14 protein-coding genes are annotated in these 21532 nt (G+C 40.8%); 3 read left to right on the plus strand and 11 right to left on the minus strand.

Annotated elements, in window-relative coordinates; all coding sequences use genetic code 11:
* Positions 1-80: 80 nt before the first annotated feature.
* A complete protein-coding gene (locus tag O3655_RS04525; protein ID WP_308697390.1) occupies positions 81-3836 on the minus strand; it encodes a Spy0128 family protein in 3756 nt (1251 codons plus the stop codon).
* 318 nt (positions 3837-4154) lie between these two features.
* A complete protein-coding gene (pflB, locus tag O3655_RS04530) occupies positions 4155-6470 on the minus strand; it encodes a formate C-acetyltransferase (protein ID WP_000260621.1) in 2316 nt (771 codons plus the stop codon).
* Positions 6471-6702: 232 nt separating this feature from the next.
* Here pflB and dinB point away from each other — a divergent pair, with 232 nt between their 5' ends.
* Positions 6703-7764, plus strand: coding sequence for a DNA polymerase IV (gene dinB, locus O3655_RS04535; RefSeq protein ID WP_042902880.1), 1062 nt, complete (start codon positions 6703-6705; stop codon positions 7762-7764).
* A 34-nt stretch (positions 7765-7798) separates the two neighbouring features.
* Here the strand turns inward: dinB and O3655_RS04540 are convergent, their stop codons facing one another.
* Positions 7799-8644, minus strand: a complete 846-nt coding sequence (locus tag O3655_RS04540; protein ID WP_000273567.1) for an undecaprenyl-diphosphate phosphatase — start codon at positions 8642-8644, stop codon at positions 7799-7801.
* Between the two features lie 59 nt (positions 8645-8703).
* Entirely contained in the window at positions 8704-10599 is a 1896-nt protein-coding gene (locus O3655_RS04545) for a DUF2207 domain-containing protein (RefSeq protein ID WP_308697389.1), read from the minus strand.
* A gap of 129 nt (positions 10600-10728) precedes the next feature.
* Between O3655_RS04545 and O3655_RS04550 the strand changes: the two genes are divergently transcribed.
* Positions 10729-12294: an ABC transporter substrate-binding protein/permease gene (locus tag O3655_RS04550; RefSeq protein ID WP_308697388.1), complete on the plus strand. Its 1566-nt coding sequence runs from the start codon at positions 10729-10731 to the stop codon at positions 12292-12294.
* Positions 12291-13031 carry an amino acid ABC transporter ATP-binding protein gene (locus tag O3655_RS04555; RefSeq protein WP_000189491.1) on the plus strand — a complete coding sequence of 247 codons (741 nt, stop codon included), beginning with the start codon at positions 12291-12293 and terminating at the stop codon, positions 13029-13031. The genes O3655_RS04550 and O3655_RS04555 overlap by 4 nt, the downstream gene beginning before the upstream one ends.
* 92 nt (positions 13032-13123) lie before the next feature.
* On the opposite strand, the gene O3655_RS04560 is transcribed toward O3655_RS04555, so the two are convergent.
* The 7 genes from O3655_RS04560 to fusA form a co-directional block, all read right to left on the minus strand.
* On the minus strand, positions 13124-13339 hold the full coding sequence (locus tag O3655_RS04560; RefSeq protein ID WP_001130031.1) for a hypothetical protein: 216 nt from the start codon (positions 13337-13339) through the stop codon (positions 13124-13126).
* 106 nt (positions 13340-13445) lie between these two features.
* Positions 13446-14342, minus strand: a complete 897-nt coding sequence (locus tag O3655_RS04565; RefSeq protein ID WP_000244061.1) for an SPFH domain-containing protein — start codon at positions 14340-14342, stop codon at positions 13446-13448.
* 82 nt (positions 14343-14424) lie between these two features.
* Positions 14425-15675 (minus strand): threonine ammonia-lyase IlvA, encoded by a 1251-nt coding sequence (gene ilvA / locus O3655_RS04570; RefSeq protein WP_000947300.1) that lies wholly within the window; start codon positions 15673-15675, stop codon positions 14425-14427.
* Positions 15676-15754: 79 nt separating this feature from the next.
* Positions 15755-16777 (minus strand): ketol-acid reductoisomerase, encoded by a 1023-nt coding sequence (ilvC, locus tag O3655_RS04575; protein ID WP_000290683.1) that lies wholly within the window; start codon positions 16775-16777, stop codon positions 15755-15757.
* Between the two features lie 89 nt (positions 16778-16866).
* The gene (ilvN, locus tag O3655_RS04580) at positions 16867-17343 is read right to left on the minus strand and encodes an acetolactate synthase small subunit (RefSeq protein ID WP_001253813.1); all 477 of its coding nucleotides are present in this window, start codon (positions 17341-17343) and stop codon (positions 16867-16869) included.
* Positions 17336-19036 (minus strand): acetolactate synthase large subunit, encoded by a 1701-nt coding sequence (locus O3655_RS04585; RefSeq protein ID WP_000411743.1) that lies wholly within the window; start codon positions 19034-19036, stop codon positions 17336-17338. The genes ilvN and O3655_RS04585 overlap by 8 nt, the downstream gene beginning before the upstream one ends.
* 323 nt (positions 19037-19359) lie before the next feature.
* A complete protein-coding gene (gene fusA / locus O3655_RS04590; protein WP_000090336.1) occupies positions 19360-21441 on the minus strand; it encodes an elongation factor G in 2082 nt (693 codons plus the stop codon).
* Positions 21442-21532: the final 91 nt, after the last annotated feature.

The following is a 21532-nucleotide window of genomic DNA, read 5'->3' on the forward strand; positions in this document are numbered from 1 at the left end:
TTTCTAGAGACTTTCTCTATCAAGTTTAAGAGAGAAGAAATATTCTCACTTACCAAGTTTCATGTTTCTTCTACAAAAGCTTAAGCTTTGCGTTTTACGAAGAGTACCAATCCACTCAATGCCAAGACTACAAATCCAAGCGCAGAAAGGATAGAGGTTGCTTCACCTGTATTTGGAAGTTCAGCTTTACCTTTAGTCTCAGTAGCTGGAGGTGCTGGTTTTGGATCCTCTTTTTTTCCTGGATCAGTTGGTTCTGTTCCTGGAGTTGGATTTGTTCCTGGATTATTTGGCGTTGAATCTGGCACTGGATCTGGTGTTGGTGCTGGATCTGGCGTTGTTCCTGGATTATTTGGAGCTGGATTTGGATTTGGTTCTGGCGTTGGTGTTGGAACAGTGTATTTATTTGTAAATACAACTGCTTTACCATCTGCATACGAAACAGTTGCAGTCAAGAGACCTTGATCATCCGCAACTACAGTGACTGTTACAGTATGCTCAGTCTTATCGTATTCAATACCCTCTTCAGTACCAACTTTTTCAACCAAGGTATAAGTGTGAGTACCTGCTTCTTCGAATGAACGAACAAAGGCTACTTTACCTTCGGCAGTATTCTTAGCTGTAGCTACAACGGCGCCTTTCTCTTTCAATTCGAAAGTATAAGCATCAGCCGCAAGTTCTTTACCTTCAAGTTTCTTAGTTGCTTCAATCGTAGCTTCTACCGCTGGTGCTTTGAAGCTATTCTTGAAGACACTACCTGCTGGATATTCAACAGCTGCCTTCAATGCGTTGGTTGCTGCATCTTTGGTTACTGTTACCTTTGCAGTCTTTTCTGTATCGTAAGTAATACCAGTTGCTCCAGCATTCACTTCTTTTACAGTATAAGTATACTCACCTTCTGCATCATAGTTGATTGCATTAAATGTTACTTTTCCACCTTGGTTTGTTTTTGTATCAATTTTTTGTCCATCTTTGTACAATTCAAATTGGAACTCACCATCAACCAAAGTACGACCAGTCAATTCTTTCGTAAACTCAAGTGTTGCTGATGTAGCTGTTGGAGCTGGTGCTGTATAAATATTTGTGAAGACCCGTTCTGTATCCGCATCTTCTACAGTCGCAACCAATTGGCCTTTACCATCATCCGCAACAGTGACGAACACTTCATACGCAGTTTGATCATAAGTGATTGTTTTATCGTCACCAGCTTTTTCAGTAATAGTGTAAGCGTAATCGCCTGCTGCTGAGAAAGTGACGTTGAAGACAACTTCTCCTGAGGCAGTATTCTTAGCCGTAGCTACAAGGTCTGAACCTTCTTTCAGTTCGAAAGTATAAGCATCAGCTTCAAGCGCTTTTCCTTTCAAGACTTTCTTAGCCTTGATTGTAGCCTGCGCAGGTTCCGCTTTATAGTCATTAACGAAAACTGGTGTTTCACTTGTAACTGTCGCGACAAGTTGACCTGAGCCATTATCTTTCACTTCTACAGTTGCTGGATGTTCTGTTTTATCATAAGTTACACCAAGTTTATTGCCAACCTTTTCTGTAATAGTATAGTTATATACTCCTGCTTTTGAATAGCTAATTTCAGAAAAACGAATCAATCCACCAGCAGCATTCTTTGCTGTCGCAACAACCTTATCACCCTCTTTCAGTTCAAACTCAAACTCATCTATCTCTAGCTCTTTACCGTTCAAAACTTTTTTAGCTTCAATAGCAATTTTTGCTGGAGCTGCTTTATAAGTGTTGGTGAAGGTTGGGTTGTTACCTGTAACAGTTGCAACAAGTTGACCTTGGCCGTTATCTGTAACTTTTACTTTAACTTCGTGTTTAGCAGTGTCGTATGTCACACCTTTTTCACTACCTGCTTTTTCAGAGATAGTGTAAGTGTAGTCACCTGCTGTTTTGAACTCAATTTCTTTGAAAGCAACAGTTCCGTCTGCAGCGTTTTTAGCTGTTGCAATGACTTTGTCACCTTCTTTAAGTTCAAACTCATACTTATCAGCTTCAAGTTCTTTACCGTTCAAGACTTTAGTAGCTGTGATAGTTTCTTTAGCTGGAGTTGCTTTATAGGTGTTAGTGAAAGTTGGTTCTGCAGATGTGACAGTTGCTGTTAAAACTCCACTTTGGAAAGTTGCTGCTACAGTAACTTCCTTAGCTTCTGTATCAAATGTAACGCCTGCAACTGCTGTTGAAGTGTCTTCTTTGATGATGTAGTGATAAGTTCCCGCGCCTTTTACTTGGAGATTCTCAAAGGTAATAGTCCCATCAGCTTTTGATTTTGCTGTGGCTACTGGATCCTTCAAGTTCTCTGCAGTAAACAGGTTAAATGTAAACTCATCTGCTTTTGGAAGTTTATCTGCACGTCCTTCTACTACTTTCTTAGCCGTCACATTGAATACAGCTGGAACAGGTTCATCTTTAAGATGAATAGTAGAACCCACAGCACCGAGTTTGACTGTATACTCTTTTTCATCTAGTTTATAACCTGCTGGAGCAGTCTTCTCTTTGATCTTAAACGTTTTACCTTCCCATTTCTGATCATAAGTTTTCGTAAGCGCTACTCCTTTTCCATTCGTAGTCACTTCTGTTGTTTCACTTGCATCATCTGCTGCTGTCACAGTATATACCGCACCCGAAACCGGAGCAAGAGTGAAGGCATCAGTCTTATGAATCTTAATTTGGTATGCAGTAGATGCTACAATAGTACCAGAAATCAAAGACGTCGCCTCAGCTGTCATATCAAGTGCTCCCGGACGACTTGTATTCTGTGCTAATTTAGTCCCGTCAGCTAATGACAGTGCAACCCTATTTCCTACTTTACTTCCATCATTAGGAGTTGTTGTGTTATAAGATACTATATAAGAGGTCGTTCCATCTTTAAAAATGATATCGAATGAAGTATAGTTTTCGTTCCACGAAACGGTATAGTCTTGTCCCTCAGTTAGCAGAACTGCATCATCTGGAACAGCAGAAGTCCCAACAGTGATATTTGCCTTATACACTTTTAGACTCTCAGGAATATACTGTGCAGGAGTGTAACTAGTATCATCATTTGGTAAAGTATCATGTAATACAATGTTTTGTCCTAAGTCTTGTTTCTCTGTATTTACACGTACACGCCAGGTAGACAATGCATCTCCCTTGCTAACCGAACCAATCTCAGCCAGTTTTGGAGAGTTCCAACTTTCAAGGGCAGCACGACCCCCAATTTTAGCATAATTTTCAGTACCAACTTTGGGACCATCGATTGTTTTTGAGGAATAAATGTGAGTCACTTCTTGCTTCAATGAGGATGAATTAAAGTTAATGCGGGTTTTATTCTGATCCTTTAAGAATCTAAAAGTAACAGAAAAATTCCCTGACACATCCTTTACCTTATCTCCACCAGTTTTCTCTAGATATTTATCCAAGTTTTTCAAGGTGATTTTTGCTTTCCCACCTTGATCAGTCCCATTTGAAGTCACTTCAGCTTCTCCAATAGTAACTTTTGTTGTCGGATCGATTAAATCCTGACTCCCCTCATAAACTGCCATAGGAGCAGGTATATCAAAGGTAAAATAATCTCCATTATTCAAATGTTCATTATACTGTTTGAGATCAAAGGTCACGCGAAGCTTATATGCTAAATTCGTACGAAGCGAGAAATCTCCTTCTGAACTCACATTTTGCTTAGTATCTGAAGCATCTAACAGATCAATACCTGTAATGACTTGTGTCAATTCTTTTGAAACAGGATTATCTGCTTTAACAATGCCTATCAAAACAGATGCTAGGCCTAAAATAGCAAAAGCTAACGCAGAAAATTTAGAAAGCATATTTAACGCTTTGCTTTTCGACATTTCTTCTCCTCTTTTCTATATGAAATTTTTATTTCTAATCTCCCTAAGAGATTACATCATACCATTTTGACAACCCCTATCACTAACTAGAGTTTATCTATTGTATTATAACATCTCAATACAATCTATTCAAGTTTAATAACTAGAAAATAAGTTTTTATAAGATTTTATTATATTATTCTCTCGAATTTCAACACATTGTCACAAGAATTAACAAAATCTCTCAGTATTTTTCATATGATATGTCGAAAATTTATCTTTTAGATATAGAAAAAAGCCAGTCCTATAGACTAGCTTTCTTTCTATTCTAATTGAATCTTAGCTCAATGCGTCATCCATTGAAAGAACTTCGTGGAAGACACGTTGTGTCAATTCAGTTTTTTGTTCTGGAGTGAGGTATTTAGTGTTTACACAGTATCCAGAGATACGTACGATAACGTCTTCACCTGACATGATCTTTTCGTAAACATCGTTCAAGTCCATAACGTTCAAGTTAACGTGTTGTCCACCGTTTTCGAAGTAACCATCAAGGATTGTTACCAAGTTATCAACTTGTTCGTCACGAGTCTTACCAAGAGCACGTGGAGAAACTTGAGTTGTCAATGAGATACCGTCAGCTGCGTAACCAAAGTCAAGGCTAGCAAGTGAGTTCAAGTTTTGCAACCATCCACCTTTAGCTTTGTTAGATGGGTTCGCACCTGGTGAGAAGAATTCAAGTTTAGACAAGTTCACAGAACCATCTTCGTTGAGGTATACACCTTTGTGGACTGGTGAGTTACCAGTTTGTTTAGAGTAAGCAACGTTAGATGTGATTGTCAAAAGTGATACAGTAGCTTCTGCGTCTTTGTATAGTTTGTGGCTACGTAGACGAGTTGTATAAGCTTCGATCAACCATTCTGCCAATTCGTTTGAACGTGGGTCATCTTCACCCCAACGTGGGTATTCACCGATTGTTTCGTAATCGTAGATGTATCCATTTTCGTCACGGATTGGTTTAACGGTAGCGTATTTGATAGCTGACAATGTATCAACTGTGTTTGCAAATCCACAGATACCGAATCCCATGTTAGCACGTTGTTTAGTTGGCAAGAAGGCCATTTGAACAGCTTCGTAGTTGTACTTGTCAGTCATGTAGTGGATGATGTTCAAAGCATCTACATAAGTGTCAGTCAACCAGTCAAGAGATTTTTCAAAGTTCGCTTTAACTGATTCGAATTCAAGAACTTCGTCACGGATAGGATCGATGTCAAATACTTTGTAGTCTTTGTGAACATCGTCGTAACCACCGTTCAAACCAGTAAGAAGGGCTTTCAAAACGTTTACACGAGCACCGAAGTACTGGATGTTGTGGCGTTGATCTTCGTTTTCTGGGTCAAGTGGTGACACACAGCATGAGATACAGCTCATTTCTCCGTATCCGTCTTTAGCCATTGTTGTTACACCTTCATATTGGATAGAAGAGTGTTTGTGGCTCATGTGCATACAGTAGCGACGGAAGTTGTATGGCAATTTGTCAGTCCAAAGAACTGTCAAGTTTGGCTCTGGAGAGTTACCGATGTTGTCAAGAGTGTTCAAGAAACGGTAGTCCATCTTAGTAACACGGTGACGACCATCGTTACCCATACCAGCCATAGAAGTTGTGATGAAGGTTGGGTCACCTGAGTACAATTGGTCATAAGCTTTTGTACGAGCAAATTTAACTGTACGAAGTTTCATAACGAAATCATCAACGAACTCTTGGATTTCTGATTCAGTAAATGTACCGCGAGCAAGGTCACGTTCTGCAAAGATATCCAATACGATTGGCACACGTCCTAGAGATGTAGCAGCACCGTTAATCACACGGCAGACAGCCATGAAGGCGATGTTAACCCATTGGATTGCTTCTTTCGTGTTCATCGCTGGTTTGCGGACATCAACTCCGTAAAGGTCACCCAAGCGAACAACTTGTTGCAATGCTTGGTATTGAAGGTTTACTTCTTCACGAAGACGGATTGTTTCTTCATCAATTTCTTTGATCGCATTCCAGTCGTTTACTTTTTCTTGCATCAAGTAGTCTGCACCGTAAAGAGCAAGACGTGCGTAAACACCGATGATACGTCCACGTGAGTAGGCATCTGGAAGACCAGTTACAGTGTGAGCGTGACGAGCGCGACGAATGTTTGAAGTGTAGGCACGGAAGATACCGTCGTTAACTGTTGTTACGTATTTAGTGAAGATTTCGTGAACAGCTGGATCTGGTTCATATCCATTTTCCTTCAAAGTAGTTTCAGCCATACGGATACCACCTTTTGGCATGAAGTTCAATTTGAAGAGTTCATCGTTTTGGATACCGAAGATAACTTCATTTTCTTTGTCGATAAATCCAGCAGGAATATCAGCAATAGATGTTGGACGAGTGTCCATTGGGAAACGAGTTTCTTCGTAGTGTGCTTTTGTTTCTTCTACGATTTTTTTGATGTGGAGTGAACGTTCTGTTGGTCCAGCAAGGAAACTTTCATCTCCATCATAAGGTGTGTAGTTAGCTTGAACAAAGCGAGAAATACTTGCTTTTTCTTTCCAATCTACGCCTTTGAAGCCTTCCCAAGCTTTATCAAAAATGTCTTGTGCTTCAACAACTGTCTTAACAACCATGTTAATGTCCTCTTTTTTCTAGTAACAGTCATCTGTTACATTCTTGAGACAAGTATACCATACAGTAACCGATTTCAACAAGAGAAAATCGGCATTTTAGACGCTTTCTTTTATAATACAGTCTCTTTTTTGTTCTTATCTGTATTATATTTTTGAAAGTCAGGTTGAACTTTCCCATTTTTTCAGAAAAAAGGGTATAATAAATAGAAAATGACACTAGAAAGGGATTGGAATGCTCATATTTCCATTGATAAATGATCTGTCCAGAAAAATCATCCATATCGACATGGATGCCTTTTTTGCTGCGGTGGAAATCAGAGATAATCCCAAGTTAAAGGGCAAACCTGTTATCATCGGAAGTGATCCCAGACAAACAGGTGGTCGAGGTGTCGTTTCTACCTGTAGCTACGAGGCACGAGTTTTTGGTGTTCATTCAGCCATGAGTTCTAAAGAAGCTTATGAGCGCTGTCCCCAAGCTGTCTTTATCTCTGGAAATTATGAAAAGTATAAGACTGTGGGACTTGAGATTCGAGCTATTTTTAAACGCTACACTGATTTGATTGAACCTATGAGTATCGACGAGGCATACTTAGATGTGACGGAAAATAAACTCGGTATCAAGTCAGCCGTCAAAATAGCCCGCCTCATCCAAGAGGATATCTGGCAGGAACTACACCTGACCGCTTCTGCAGGCGTTTCCTACAATAAATTTCTAGCTAAAATGGCCAGTGATTATCAGAAGCCACATGGTTTGACAGTGATTCTACCTGACAAAGCCCAAGACTTTCTCAAACAAATGGACATTGCTAAATTTCATGGTGTAGGAAAGAAGACAGTAGAAAAGCTTCATGAAATGGGCATTTATACTGGTGCAGACTTATTGGATGTCTCAGAAGTTACTTTAATCGATCGCTTTGGCAGACTTGGTTATGATCTTTATCGAAAGGCTCGTGGTATTCACAATTCTCCAGTCAAGTCCAATCGCATCCGCAAATCAATCGGGAAGGAGAAAACCTATAGTAAGATTCTCCAGGATGAAGAAGATATCAAAAAAGAGCTGACTCTTCTCTCCGAAAAGGTAGCTCACAATCTCAGCAAGCAGGACAAAGCTGGAAAAATCATTATCCTAAAAATACGATATGCTGACTTCTCCACTCTGACTAGACGAAAAAGCCTCCCACAAGCTACACAGGACGCTAGTCAGATTTCTCAAACCGCCCTTCAACTCTACGAAGAGCTAGCTGAAAAAGAAAAAGGTATCCGTTTACTAGGAATTACGGTGACAGGATTTTAAAAAGCTTGAAGGAAACTTCCCTCAAGCTTTTTTCTTATACAAACAAACGCACAAAACTATAGAGCAACAAGACACTACCGAGTACAATACGATATTTACCAAAGAGTGTAAAGTCGTGTTTCTTCACATAGCTGGTCAAGAAACGAATAGCAACCATGCTGACCGCAAAGGCAACACCCATAGCTACCAAGAGCAAGAAGAGTTGTCCAAAACTCAAGAGTTGACCTGCTTTAATAAATTTGAAAATCTTTAAAGCACTGGCTCCGAACATAACAGGAATTCCGAGATAGAAGGTGAACTCTGTTACGACTGAGCGGCTTGTTCCATTTAACAAACCACCAACAATCGTCGCACCTGAACGGCTCGTTCCTGGAAAGAGGGCGAGGACTTGGAAGAGCCCAATGTAAAGGGCTGTTTTATAAGGTAACTTGTCTAGCTCTGTTACTGTTGGTTCAATGGCTTGCGCCTTATTTCGTTTTTCAAGGTAGATAAAGGCAACACCATAGATAATCAACATAATCGCAACTGAAACCATGTTATGGAAGTTAGCATCAAACCAATCATCTAGTTTAAAAACCAATAGCAAAGGCAAGGTCGCAACAAAGACTTTTGACCACAACTGCCAAGTTCTACGAACTTCTACCTTAGTTTTACCAGGTTTGAAAGGATTAAGCTTGTTAAAGTAAATGACCATAACTGCTAAAATGGCACCAAGCTGGATGACAACATTAAACATGGACATGAAGGCTTCATTCTGGTCCTTGTATTGTACAAATTCTTCAACCAAGATCAAGTGGCCAGTACTTGAAATGGGCAACCATTCTGTAATTCCTTCAACAATCCCAAAAAAGATTGACTTCAAAATTTCAATAAAATACATACATTACTCCTTTTTCTGTCCTCTATTATAGCATAATTTCGGATATTGCGATAGATTTTTTAGAAGGCACCGATGCTACCACCGCCTCCGCCTCCTGAGAATCCTCCACCTGAAGAACCACTTCCAGAAGATACAGAGTAATTGCTAGCTGTATTTGCGACAGCAGTATATTGCTTGATTTGTGCAGTTGAGGAGTAGAACTGTGAGTGCCAACCATAGGCTACATAAAGATTCAAATCTGGATTTTCAAGCTGAATATGGCGAACTTTCATTAACTTACTCACCTTCTTGGCATAACCAAAGAGAGTCGCATAGACCAGTAGACGGTTCCAAAGGACGATGCTCTCTAGCTCGGCCTGATCTAGATGAGCAATGTCGCGAAGCATATTTTCAAAACTCGTCCAGAGATAGAAGATTTCTGCTCCTTCCTCAGTTAGAACTCCATCGCGATAGGCTCCTCGCGTGGCAAGATAAACCCAGAAACTAGCCCCTAATCCTGTCAATCCTAAGAGTAGAAATGGGATCGAAAAGAAACCATGTGTTTGCCAGCTATAGTAAAAGAATAGCAGTCCACCTAGAGCTGTTATGGCTGAACAAACTCGCATCCCGAGAGCAAGGCGACGTTCCTCGCTTGTCAAGGGACGATAGTAGCTTGGGATACGAAGTACATGGACCTTATCCTTGACACAAGACTGAATGCGTTGAAGTCTTCCTTCAAAGGAGCGTTTGAGGCGCAAGCCTGTTTCTCGGATATGTTTTTCATCTGACTCTTTGGCACCACGATAAAGGGAAGATGAAACTTGGTAATCAGGGAAGAGCTCTGAAATAGCCAATTCTTTCTTATTTGACAAAGTCATGCGCAGGCATTCCTTCTCAAAATTGGACAACCCCTTTTCACTGATAATGCGCACATAAGGTTCCTCATCCCCTTGGAAAATAGATAAATGGCCTCGATCTACTAAATCCAACAAGGTTGCCTGAATCAAACGTTCAAAAGTAAATTTACCAAACCCTGATTTGTTTAGGGGATTGACTTCCTCTAAGGAAGTTGAATACACTGCTTCTGCTAAAACCATTGGAGGCAAATCCATCGGTGGTTCGTAGAGTCGATGATCTTTTGGAAAGACCTTCTTAATGCTTGTACTCTGACGAAACATCCTATAGAAGAGAGGAACTAAAAGCAAGAGACTCATAAAAATGACAGGGAACACCCATTTCATCATAATCTCACTTTGCGCTTTTTCTGTCGCTATATTGCTTTCAATTCGGTTAAAATCCGTTAAACGTTCTTCCTCTAATCCTTGATCTGGAGCTTCTGCAAAAGCACTTCTCGGCCAGTAAGCATGTAATTCGATCTGTCGCTTTCTAGGAAGGTCTTTCATTTTGACATGATAGAGATTATTTACTTTTTCAACACTAGAGTCCCTTAGGAGTTGTCCTGCATGAAAATAGAGTTTCTCCGCTGGAGTATCAGAGCTGACCTTGAACTCAATCTCTTTGATGTCTCCAGTACTATCTGTCAAGGGTTGCCAATTTAGCTCTGCGATATCCTTATACAAGAAGAGAAGATTTGATAGTTTCCAGGTAACCGTTACCCGAACAGTATCTCCAGCATATCCAGCATTGTAAATTTTTACCTTGTAACCGTCCTCTTCCTCCATAGTATAGAAGGAAGCATTTTGAACAATTCTTCCATTTTTAGAGACCTGAACGGTCGGATCGGGATCAATGTCAAATCCTTCTGGCATTTTCCCAGCTTTCCCGAGTCCAACTAACTGACCATTATAATCATCTCCAAAGCGGTAGGTAATTGTTTCCTTAAAAATTGCAGTATTATCTGCATGAATATTCAAATCCCCCTGATAAGATAAGATATCAAAGTCTACTGCAAAAACCAGGCTCGGTATAAATAATAAATAAGTAAATACCAAAGCCAACAGCCATCTTTTTTTCATAATCGCTTCCCTTTCAATCTTTTTACCATTATATCATTTTTTATAAGTAAAGGCTTACTTGTATTGAAAATCTCACTATTTTTAGATACAATAGAGAGAGTCATTTTTAGACTAGAAATAGGAGAAAACATGAAAAAATTATGCTTATCTATCCTTGCTAGCCTAGCCCTTACCTTAGGACTAGTTAGCCAAGTCCAAGCCGACGAATATTTACGCATCGGGATGGAGGCAGCATACGCTCCCTTCAACTGGACTCAAGACGACGATAGTAACGGCGCCGTCAAAATCGACGGTACCAACCAATATGCCAACGGCTACGATGTTCAAATTGCTAAAAAGATTGCCAAAGACCTTGGTAAGGAACCTTTGGTTGTGAAAACCAAATGGGAAGGACTTGTTCCAGCCCTTACTTCTGGCAAAATTGATATGATCATTGCCGGTATGAGCCCAACCGCTGAACGCAAACAAGAAATTGCTTTTTCAAGCAGTTACTATACTAGCGAACCGGTTCTATTGGTAAAAAAGGACTCTGCCTATGCCAATGCCAAATCTTTAGAGGACTTTAGTGGAGCAAAAATCACGTCTCAACAAGGTGTTTATCTCTATGATTTGATTTCCCAAATTCCAGGTTCCAAAAAAGAAACAGCTATGGGTGACTTCGCTCAGATGCGTCAAGCTCTGGAGGCTGGTGTTATTGATGCCTATGTTTCTGAACGACCTGAAGCAATGACCGCTGAGTCTGCTAACGCTAAGTTCAAAATGATCCAACCTCAACCAGGTTTCAAAACTGGCGAAGAAGATACAGCTATTGCCATTGGACTTCGTAAAGATGATAGTCGCATCAGCCAAATCAATGCGAGCATCGAAACCATCTCTAAGGATGAGCAAGTAGCCCTCATGGATCGTATGATCAAAGAGCAACCTGTGGAGTCTACAACAACAGAGGAAGAAAGTACTTTCTTTAGCCAAGTCGCTAAGATCCTTTCTGAAAACTGGCAACAACTCTTACGTGGTGCTGGTATCACACTCTTAATCTCCATTATCGGAACCATAACAGGTCTCCTTATCGGACTTGCGATTGGGGTCTTCCGTACCGCTCCACTATCTGAGAACAAGGCAATGTACGCCCTACAGAAACTAGTTGGTTGGATTCTCAATGTCTATATCGAGATCTTCCGTGGTACACCGATGATTGTTCAATCTATGGTTATCTACTACGGAACTGCCCAAGCTTTTGGTATTAACCTTGACCGCACACTGGCTGCTATCTTCATCGTCTCAATCAACACAGGTGCCTACATGACTGAAATCGTCCGTGGTGGTATCCTAGCAGTAGACAAAGGACAGTTTGAAGCCGCAACCGCTCTTGGTATGACCCACAATCAAACCATGCGTAAGATTGTCCTACCTCAGGTTGTCCGTAATATTCTACCCGCTACTGGTAATGAGTTTGTCATCAACATTAAAGATACCTCTGTATTGAACGTTATTTCAGTTGTTGAGCTTTATTTCTCAGGAAATACTGTAGCAACACAAACTTATCAATACTTCCAGACCTTTACCATCATCGCCGTGATTTACTTTGTCCTCACCTTTACTGTGACCCGTATCCTACGCTTCATCGAACGTCGTATGGACATGGATACTTACACTACAGGTGCTAACCAAATGCAAACGGAGGATTTGAAAAAATGACACAAGCAATCCTTGAAATCAAACACCTCAAAAAATCCTATGGGCAAAACGAAGTGCTAAAAGACATTTCTCTCACCGTCCATAAAGGAGAGGTTATTTCCATCATCGGGAGCTCTGGAAGCGGAAAATCAACCTTCCTTCGTTCAATTAATTTACTCGAAACACCTACAGAGGGAGAGATTCTCTATCGAGGAGAAAATGTCTTAGAAAAAGGCTATAACCTCACCCATTATCGTGAAAAACTCGGTATGGTTTTCCAATCTTTCAATCTCTTTGAAAATCTGAATGTCCTTGAAAATACGATTGTTGCCCAAACGACTGTACTCAAACGCGACCACTCTGAAGCTGAAAAAATTGCCAAAGAGAATCTCGAAAAAGTTGGCATGGGAGAACGTTACTGGCAAGCCAAGCCCAAGCAACTATCAGGTGGTCAGAAACAACGCGTGGCTATCGCCCGCGCGCTCTCCATGAATCCTGATGCCATTCTCTTCGACGAACCAACATCTGCTCTTGACCCTGAAATGGTTGGAGAAGTCCTCAAAATTATGCAGGATTTGGCTCAAGAAGGCTTGACCATGATCGTCGTAACCCACGAAATGGAATTCGCTCGCGATGTCTCTCACCGTGTCATCTTTATGGATAAGGGTGTCATTGCTGAAGAAGGCAGGCCTGAAGAACTCTTTACAAATCCTAAAGAAGACCGGACAAAAGAATTTCTTCAACGCTATCTCAGCTAATAAACAAAGACTGCATAAAGAATGCAGTCTTTTTAATTTGTAATTGTAAAGAAAAGGCAGACTCGATTCAGGAATCTGCCTGTGACCACAGTTTAATCTTCAAATTTTTCATGATTTTTTTCATAGAAATCGATTAAACCAAGAGCTGTTTCAAATGAAATATTTTTAACTTTTGCGCGTCCTTGTGCTAGAGCAATGATAGACATTTCACGCGCATTCGTTTCTTTAGAGATACGGTAGCCTGTGATTTTCTTATCACGAACCCAGCCAACAACTGCTTCTACTTTTTCAAAGTTCGACTTAGCCATGTTCTTCTCCTAAATTATTCTTTACAATACTTAATTGTATACGTTTTTATTTCGTTTGTCAATAAAAAAACATATATTCGTTGCAACTATATTATTCTGCATATTTTTATTTGGCTTTTAAAGCCGATAATATATGAGTTCTTATGTCCTCGACTCCATTAGGATTTGCTGGTAGAAAGATTGTATTATTACCCTCTTTATCTGCAAAATTATTCAACGTATCTAAATACTGGTTCGTTAATAGGATAGACATGATTTGTTCTTCAGTTAGCTCAACATTGGCTCCCTTTAACTCTTGGATAGAATCGGCTAGTCCGTCAACAATTGCTTTACGCTGCTCTGCAATCCCTACACCATGTAGGCGATCTTTTTCTGCTTCTGCTTCTGCTGCGGTCACGATTTTAATCTTATCTGCTTCAGCAAGCTCTTGCGCCGCAACTCTCTTACGTTGAGCCGCGTTAATTTCATTCATTGATTGTTTTACTTCAGCATCAGGTTCAACCTTAGTAATCAGCGTTTTGACAATGATATACCCATACGTAGACATTTCTTCAGCCACTTGTTTTTGAACTTCTAAGGCGATTTCATCCTTCTTCTCAAACAACTCATCTAGGGTTAGCTTTGGTACAGATGAACGCAAAGCATCTTCAATATAGGATTTAATTTGGGCTTCTGGACGCATCAATTTATAATAGGCATCTGTGACGTTGTTTTCATTTACTCGATACTGAGTTGCCACATTCATCGTTACAAATACATTATCTTGCGTCTTTGTCTCTACAACAATCTCACTTTGCAACAAGCGTAGTTGAACTCTTGCCGCAATCCTATCAATTCCAAAAGGAGCTCGTAAATGAATACCACTATTGCTCAACTTTTGGTATTTACCAAAGCGTTCTATGATAGCGACCGATTGTTGTCGAACCACATACACAGAACTAATCATAATCACTGATGCAATCACCACTAAAAACAATAAAATAAGTAAAATTTGTAAAACCATGGGAATCTCCCCCTTTCGTCACCCTCATTATAGCACCATCAACATCATTACGCAAATAATATGATAATAATTTTATTTTAGCTTAAACTAGCATATTATACAACGTTTCGTTCCCATTCAAATTAATATAAGATGGGTCAAACTTTTCCATTCGATGAATCAATCCAGCATAATCATGCTTATTGGCAAGAGCTACCCCAATCAATACAGGGCCTGTCCCCTTGCTTGCTCGTTTGATATATTCAAAACGAGTGATGTCATCATTTGGCCCCAAAATGTCATTTACAAACTCTCGGAGAGCTCCTGGACGCTGTGGGAAATTCACTACAAAGTAATGCTTGATTCCATCGTAAATCAAGGCACGTTCTTCCATCTCTGGCATGCGGTTGATATCGTTATTGCCCCCAGAAATAATACAACAAATCGTCTTGCCTTTGATATAGTCTGATAAAACTTCCAAGGCTGCAACGCTGGCAGCTCCGGCTGGTTCTGCTACAATTCCTTGTTTGGAATAAAGATCAATCAAGGTTTCAGAAATCAATCCCTCGTCCACCCCAATCAGCGTTTCAACATTTTTTCGGGTCGCTTCATAGGTTAATTGTCCAACCTTCTGCACAGCTATCCCATCAGCAAACTTATCAATTTCTTTGAGTTTAACTGGTCCCCCAGCTTCAAAGGCAGCCTTCATAGAGCGAGCTCCATTGGCTTCTACTCCAATCACTTCGATAGTCGGGTTGGTTTCCTTAATATAAGTAGAAACACCGGCAATCAATCCGCCACCACCTACTGGTACAAGTACTGTATCAAAATCAATAGACTCTTTACGGGCTTCTTCAAGAATTTCATAGGCTACCGTCCCTTGACCAGCCTGAACATGCGCATCATCAAAAGGATCGATAAAGGTGCGGTTTTCTGTCAATGTAAATTCTTGTGCTGCCTTAGCAGAAGCATCAAAGGTATCCCCAACCAACTTGATTGTCACGAACTCTCCACCGAAAAAGCGAACCTGCCCAATCTTTTGTTGCGGTGTTGTGATGGGCATAAAAATGGTTGCAGGAATCTTCATCTCATTACAAGTATAGGCGACACCTTGGGCATGATTTCCCGCAGAGGCACAGACTACACCACGCTCGCGTTCTTCTTTTGATAGTTGAGAAATGGCATAATAGGCTCCACGAATTTTAAAAGAGCGAACTCGTTGCGCATTCTCCTTTTTGAGATAAATCTTTGCTTGGTATTTTTCTGATAAATAATGATCATATTCTAGTGGTGTATCAACTACTACACCACTCAAAACTTTGTGGGCTTTCACCACATCTTTTGCACTTAGCATTGTCTCCTCCTCAAGTACTTTTCAAGATAAAAAACGAGTTAGGTACCCCCAACTCGCCTTCTGTCTCTCTTTACAAGAATTAATTGTAGATTTTGAATGCGTCGTCGTCGTTTTTACCAACGAAAGGCATTGCTTTACGCAATTCTGCACCAACTTTTTCAATTTCAAGGTTAGCTGCTTGTTCACGGTAAGCAGTTAATTTGGGACGACCAGCCTTGTAGTCATTTACAAAGTCATTTGCAAATTTACCATTTTGGATATCTGCCAAAACAGCTTTCATGTTTTCTTTAACTTGCTCAGTAATCACACGTGGACCTGATACATAGTCACCGTATTCAGCAGTGTTTGAAATAGATTGACGCATTTTCTTGAATCCACCTTCATAGATCAAGTCAACGATCAACTTCATTTCATGAAGAACTTCAAAGTAAGCCAATTCTGGGGCATAGCCTGCTTCTGTCAAGACTTCAAAACCTGCTTCGATAAGGGCAGTCAAACCACCACAAAGTACAGCTTGTTCACCAAACAAATCTTCTTCAGTTTCTTCTTTGTAAGTTGTTTCAAGCAAACCAACACGAGCTGCCCCAACACCTTTACACCAGTCCATAGCAATGTTTTTAGCATTTCCTGTAGCGTCTTGGTAGACTGCATAAAGAGCTGGCACACCAAATCCTTCTTCGTAAGTACGACGTACCAAGTGTCCTGGTCCTTTAGGAGCACACATGAAGACATCTACATCTGCAGGTACTTTGATAAATTCAAAGTGGATATTGAAACCATGAGCAAATCCAACTGCATTTCCAGCTTCCAAGTTTGGAGCGATTTCTGCTTCGTACAATTCTTGTTGGATTTCGTCTGGTGCCAAGATCATGATAACGTCAGCCAATTTAGTTGCTTCTGCTACTGTGTAAGTGTCAAATCCGTCTTCTTTTGCTTTGTCAAAAGATTTACCTGGACGCACACCGATGATGACATCACGACCTGAATCACGCAAGTTTTGCGCATGCGCATGTCCTTGTGAACCATAACCGATTACGGCGATTTTTTTACCGTCAAGCGCTGCTACTTTAACATCTTTTTCGTATTCCATTTGAACTGCCATAGTTTTTCTCTCTTTTCTATTTTTTATTGCCTTATAGGCTGGTTTAACAAATTTAAGTTATTTTTATACTCAATGAAAATCAAAGAGTATTAGTCACGGGTAAATCCAGTTGCACCCGTACGAGCGATATTTTTAATACCATATGGTCGAATCACTCGCAATAAAGCTTCACTCTTTTCAGCATTTCCAGTCATCTGGATGGTGATTGAGCTTGGAGCCACATCTACTACTGTTGCACGGAAAGGTTGGATAATGGCTAAGATTTCTGCACGCTTTTCAGCAGGAGCAGATACCTTCACCAAGATAACTTCTCTTTCCAAGTGTGGTTTATCTGTGATATCTCGAATACGAATCACATCAATCTGACGATTGAGCTGTTTAATGATTTGCTCTACTTCATCATGAGAAGCTACATCAATAATGATGGTGATACGAGATACATTGGGGTTCTCCGTCGCACCAACTGAGATACTCTCAATATTGACTTGACGACGAGAAAGGACACCTGTAAAACGATTCAAAACTCCTGAACGGTTTTGCAATCTAGCTGTTAACATTCTACGCATGGAACTTCACCCCCAACATCTCATGATTGCTCTTACCAGCTGGTACCATCGGTAAGACCTGTTCCTTACGAGAAATGTCCACCTCGATAAACATGGGCACATCCTCTAGAATGACTTCTAGATCCTTCTCTATCGTCTCTGGATTATCAAATTTATAGTTTTTGATGCCGTAAGCCTGTGCCATCAGCTGGAAGTCAGGAAGTGTATCAAAGACTGACTCGGAAGTTCTACCCTCATAGAAGGATTCCTGCCACTGGCGAACCATTCCTAGTGAGTGGTTATTCAACATGACAACCTTAATCGGAACCTTGTAGATATTTAGGATAGCTAGCTCTTGATTGGTCATTTGGAAACCACCATCACCGACAAAAAGGATAACCTCTTTTTCTGGATTTGCAATCTTGGCTCCAATAGCTGCAGGAACTCCGAAACCCATGGTCCCCAAGCCACCTGAAGTTACCAATTGACGTTCATTCTGATATGGGTAATACTGAGCTGTCCACATTTGGTGTTGCCCTACGTCAGTTACAACAATGGCATCTCCATTTGTCAATTCACCGATGCGTTCAATAACAGCCTGCGGTTGAACCACACGTTCTTTCTTATCATAAGAACGAACGCGGTTCTTGTCTTTAGTGACTTTTTCAATCCATTTTTCAGTATTGTTATGAACAGTTGGTTCTGCTAACAGCATCTGCAAGGCTTTCTTAGCATCTCCCACTACAGGAATATCTGCACTGATAATCTTACCAATCTCAGCTGGGTCAATGTCGATATGCGCAACCTTGGCATTTTTAGCAAAGGTCTTAGGATTTCCAGTCAAGCGGTCATCGAAACGGCAACCAATACTAATCATAAAGTCCGCTTCCGTCATTGCAATGTTGGCTGCGAAAGAACCATGCATGCCTCCCATCCCTAGGAAGAGCGGATGACTCGTTGCAATGGTACCTTGCCCCAAAAGACTGGTGACTACTGGAATTTGGTAACGTTCAGCAAATTCATTGAGCTCCTTAGAAGCTTCCGCATAGCTGATACCACCGCCTGCTAACAAAACAGGTTTCTTGGCTTTTGACAATTGCTTCAAGATTTTCTTGATTTGCATGTCATTCGGATCAAGCGTCGGTTGGTAACTTGGTAAATTCACCTCTGGTGAATAGATGAAATCTGTCTCTAGAGCTGATACATCCTTTGGCAAGTCAATTACAACTGGACCTGGACGACCAGTCGTTGCGATATGCACAGCCTCCGTAATGATACGAGGAATGTCAGCCGTTTCACGTACTTGGTAATTGTACTTGGTAATGGGCATGGTAATACCTACGATATCCGCCTCCTGAAAGGCATCCTTCCCAATCCCAGCTCGTGCAACCTGACCTGTAAAGACCAAAAGGGGAACGCTATCGCTCATGGCATCTGCAATCCCTGTAATGGCATTTGTTGCTCCCGGTCCACTCGTGACGACGGCAACGCCCAACTTTCCAGTTGATTTGGCATATCCTTCAGCTTCGTGCAAACAACCTTGCTCATGGCGTCCCAAGATGTGGCGAATACCTTTAAAATTGTATATCGCATCATACAAAGGTAAGACTGCACCACCAGGATAACCAAAAATGGTATCAATCCCTAAGTCCCGAAGTGTTTCCAAAACCAGGTCCGACCCCGTCTTAGGAGATTCTAAACTGATTTTCTCCATTGTTCCCCTTTCTCTTCTCTTAAAAAAATAGCTTGTTACTATCATACCATTTTTTCAAAAATTTTCAAGGCAAAAGAGTCAATTTTCTGAATTTTCTATCTAAAAGTGTATTTATGAATCTTTTCCTCATTTTTATTAACTTTTCTACGGAATTAGGAACCTTTATTTACTTTAATTTATCAAATTAGAATATTTTCTTTCTGGATGGAATTAGTATTTTTTTCACTTAGCGACCAAATTTGTATACTATATTCAGCAAAAATGAATAGTTAAAGACAAAAAAAGGAAGCCACTAAGTGACTTCCTTCTAGAGTGAGGACTGATTAGTCTTCACCTTTATTTTTCTTAATGATTTCTTCTTGTACTGACTTAGGTACATCTTCGTAGTGGTCAAATACCATCATGAAGGTACCACGTCCTTGAGATGCAGAACGAAGAACTGTTGCGTAACCGAACATTTCAGCAAGTGGAACGTAAGCACGAACGATTTGGCTGTTACCGTGTGCTTCCATACCATCTACACGTCCACGACGAGCAGTTACGTGACCCATAACATCACCAAGGTTTTCTTCTGGAACAGTGATGGTTACAAGCATCATTGGCTCAAGGATAGCTGGTTGTGCTGATTTAGCAGCTTCTTTAAGGGCAAGTGAAGCCGCGATCTTGAAGGCAGTTTCAGATGAGTCGACATCGTGGTATGAACCATCGTAAAGCTTAGCTTTAACGTCAACCATTGGGTAACCTGCAAGAACACCGTTAGCCATAGATTCTACCAAACCTTTTTCAACCGCTGGGATAAATTCACGAGGAACCACACCACCGACGATTGCGTTTTCGAATTCGAATCCTTTACCTTCTTCGTTTGGACTAAACTCAATCCATACATCACCGAATTGACCTTTACCACCAGACTGACGTTTGAAGAATCCACGTGCTTGAGTAGAAGCGCGGAATGTTTCACGGTAAGATACTTGAGGAGCACCTACGTTCGCTTCAACTTTAAACTCACGACGCATACGGTCAACAAGGACGTCAAGGTGAAGTTCACCCATACCTGAGATAACTGTTTCACCAGTTTCAACGTTTGTCTCAACGCGGAATGTTGGATCTTCTTCAGCCAATTTTTGAAGGGCGATACCCATCTTATCTTGGTCAGCTTTAGATTTTGGCTCAACCATCAACTGGATAACTGGTTCTGGAACGTGGATTGACTCAAGGATGATTTTAGCTTTTTCATCTGTCAATGAATCACCAGTAGTTGTATCCTTCAAACCAATAGCAGCTGCAATATCACCAGCATAAACAGTTTCGATTTCTTGACGACTATTGGCATGCAATTGCACAAGACGTCCGATACGTTCACGTTTACCTTTAGAAGTGTTCATTACGTAAGAACCTGATTGAAGAACACCTGAGTATACACGGAAGAATGTCAAACGACCTACAAATGGGTCTGTTGCAATCTTGAAGGCAAGAGCTGCGAATGGCTCTTCGTCAGATGCTGGACGAGTTTCTTCTTCGTCTGTATCTGGGTTGATACCTTTGATTGCTGGGATGTCAAGTGGGCTTGGAAGGTAGTCGATAACCGCATCAAGCATCAATTGAACACCCTTGTTCTTGAAGGCAGAACCACACAATACTGGGAAGAATTCAACGTTGATAGTTGCTTTACGGATAGCAGCTTTCAATTCTTCGTTAGTGATTTCTTCACCTTCAAGGTATTTCATCATCAAGTCTTCATCAGTTTCAGCGACTGCTTCAACCAATTTTTCACGGTATTCTTGAGCTTGGTCAAGGTATTCAGCTGGAATATCTTCTTCAAGGATATCTGTACCAAGGTCGTTAGTATAGATTTCAGCTTTCATCTTGATCAAGTCGATGATACCACGGAAGTCATCTTCAGCACCGATTGGCAATTGGATTGGGTGTGCGTTTGCTTGAAGACGGTCGTGAAGTGTGCTTACTGAGTAAAGGAAGTCAGCACCGATTTTGTCCATTTTGTTGGCAAATACGATACGTGGAACTCCGTACTCAGTTGCTTGACGCCAAACTGTTTCAGTTTGAGGCTCAACACCTGATTGTGAGTCAAGAACAGTAACCGCACCGTCCAATACACGAAGAGAACGTTGTACTTCGATTGTGAAGTCCACGTGTCCTGGTGTGTCGATGATGTTTACGCGGTGGTTATTCCATTGAGCTGTTGTCGCAGCAGATGTGATAGTGATACCACGTTCTTGCTCTTGCTCCATCCAGTCCATTTGTGACGCACCTTCGTGAGTTTCACCGATTTTGTGGATTTTACCAGTGTAGTAAAGAATACGCTCAGTAGTTGTTGTTTTACCAGCATCGACGTGAGCCATGATACCGATATTACGAGTTTTTTCAAGTGAAAATTCGCGTGCCATGAGGTTTGTTTCTCCTATTTATTTTAATTTCTATTCTATTATAACACGATTTTAATAAAAACGGATAGGCAGGACCTACCCGTTCTCAATG

Origin of the sequence: Streptococcus sp. 27098_8_70 (assembly GCF_041432215.1) — a bacterium.
Classification (GTDB): domain Bacteria; phylum Bacillota; class Bacilli; order Lactobacillales; family Streptococcaceae; genus Streptococcus; species Streptococcus oralis_CP.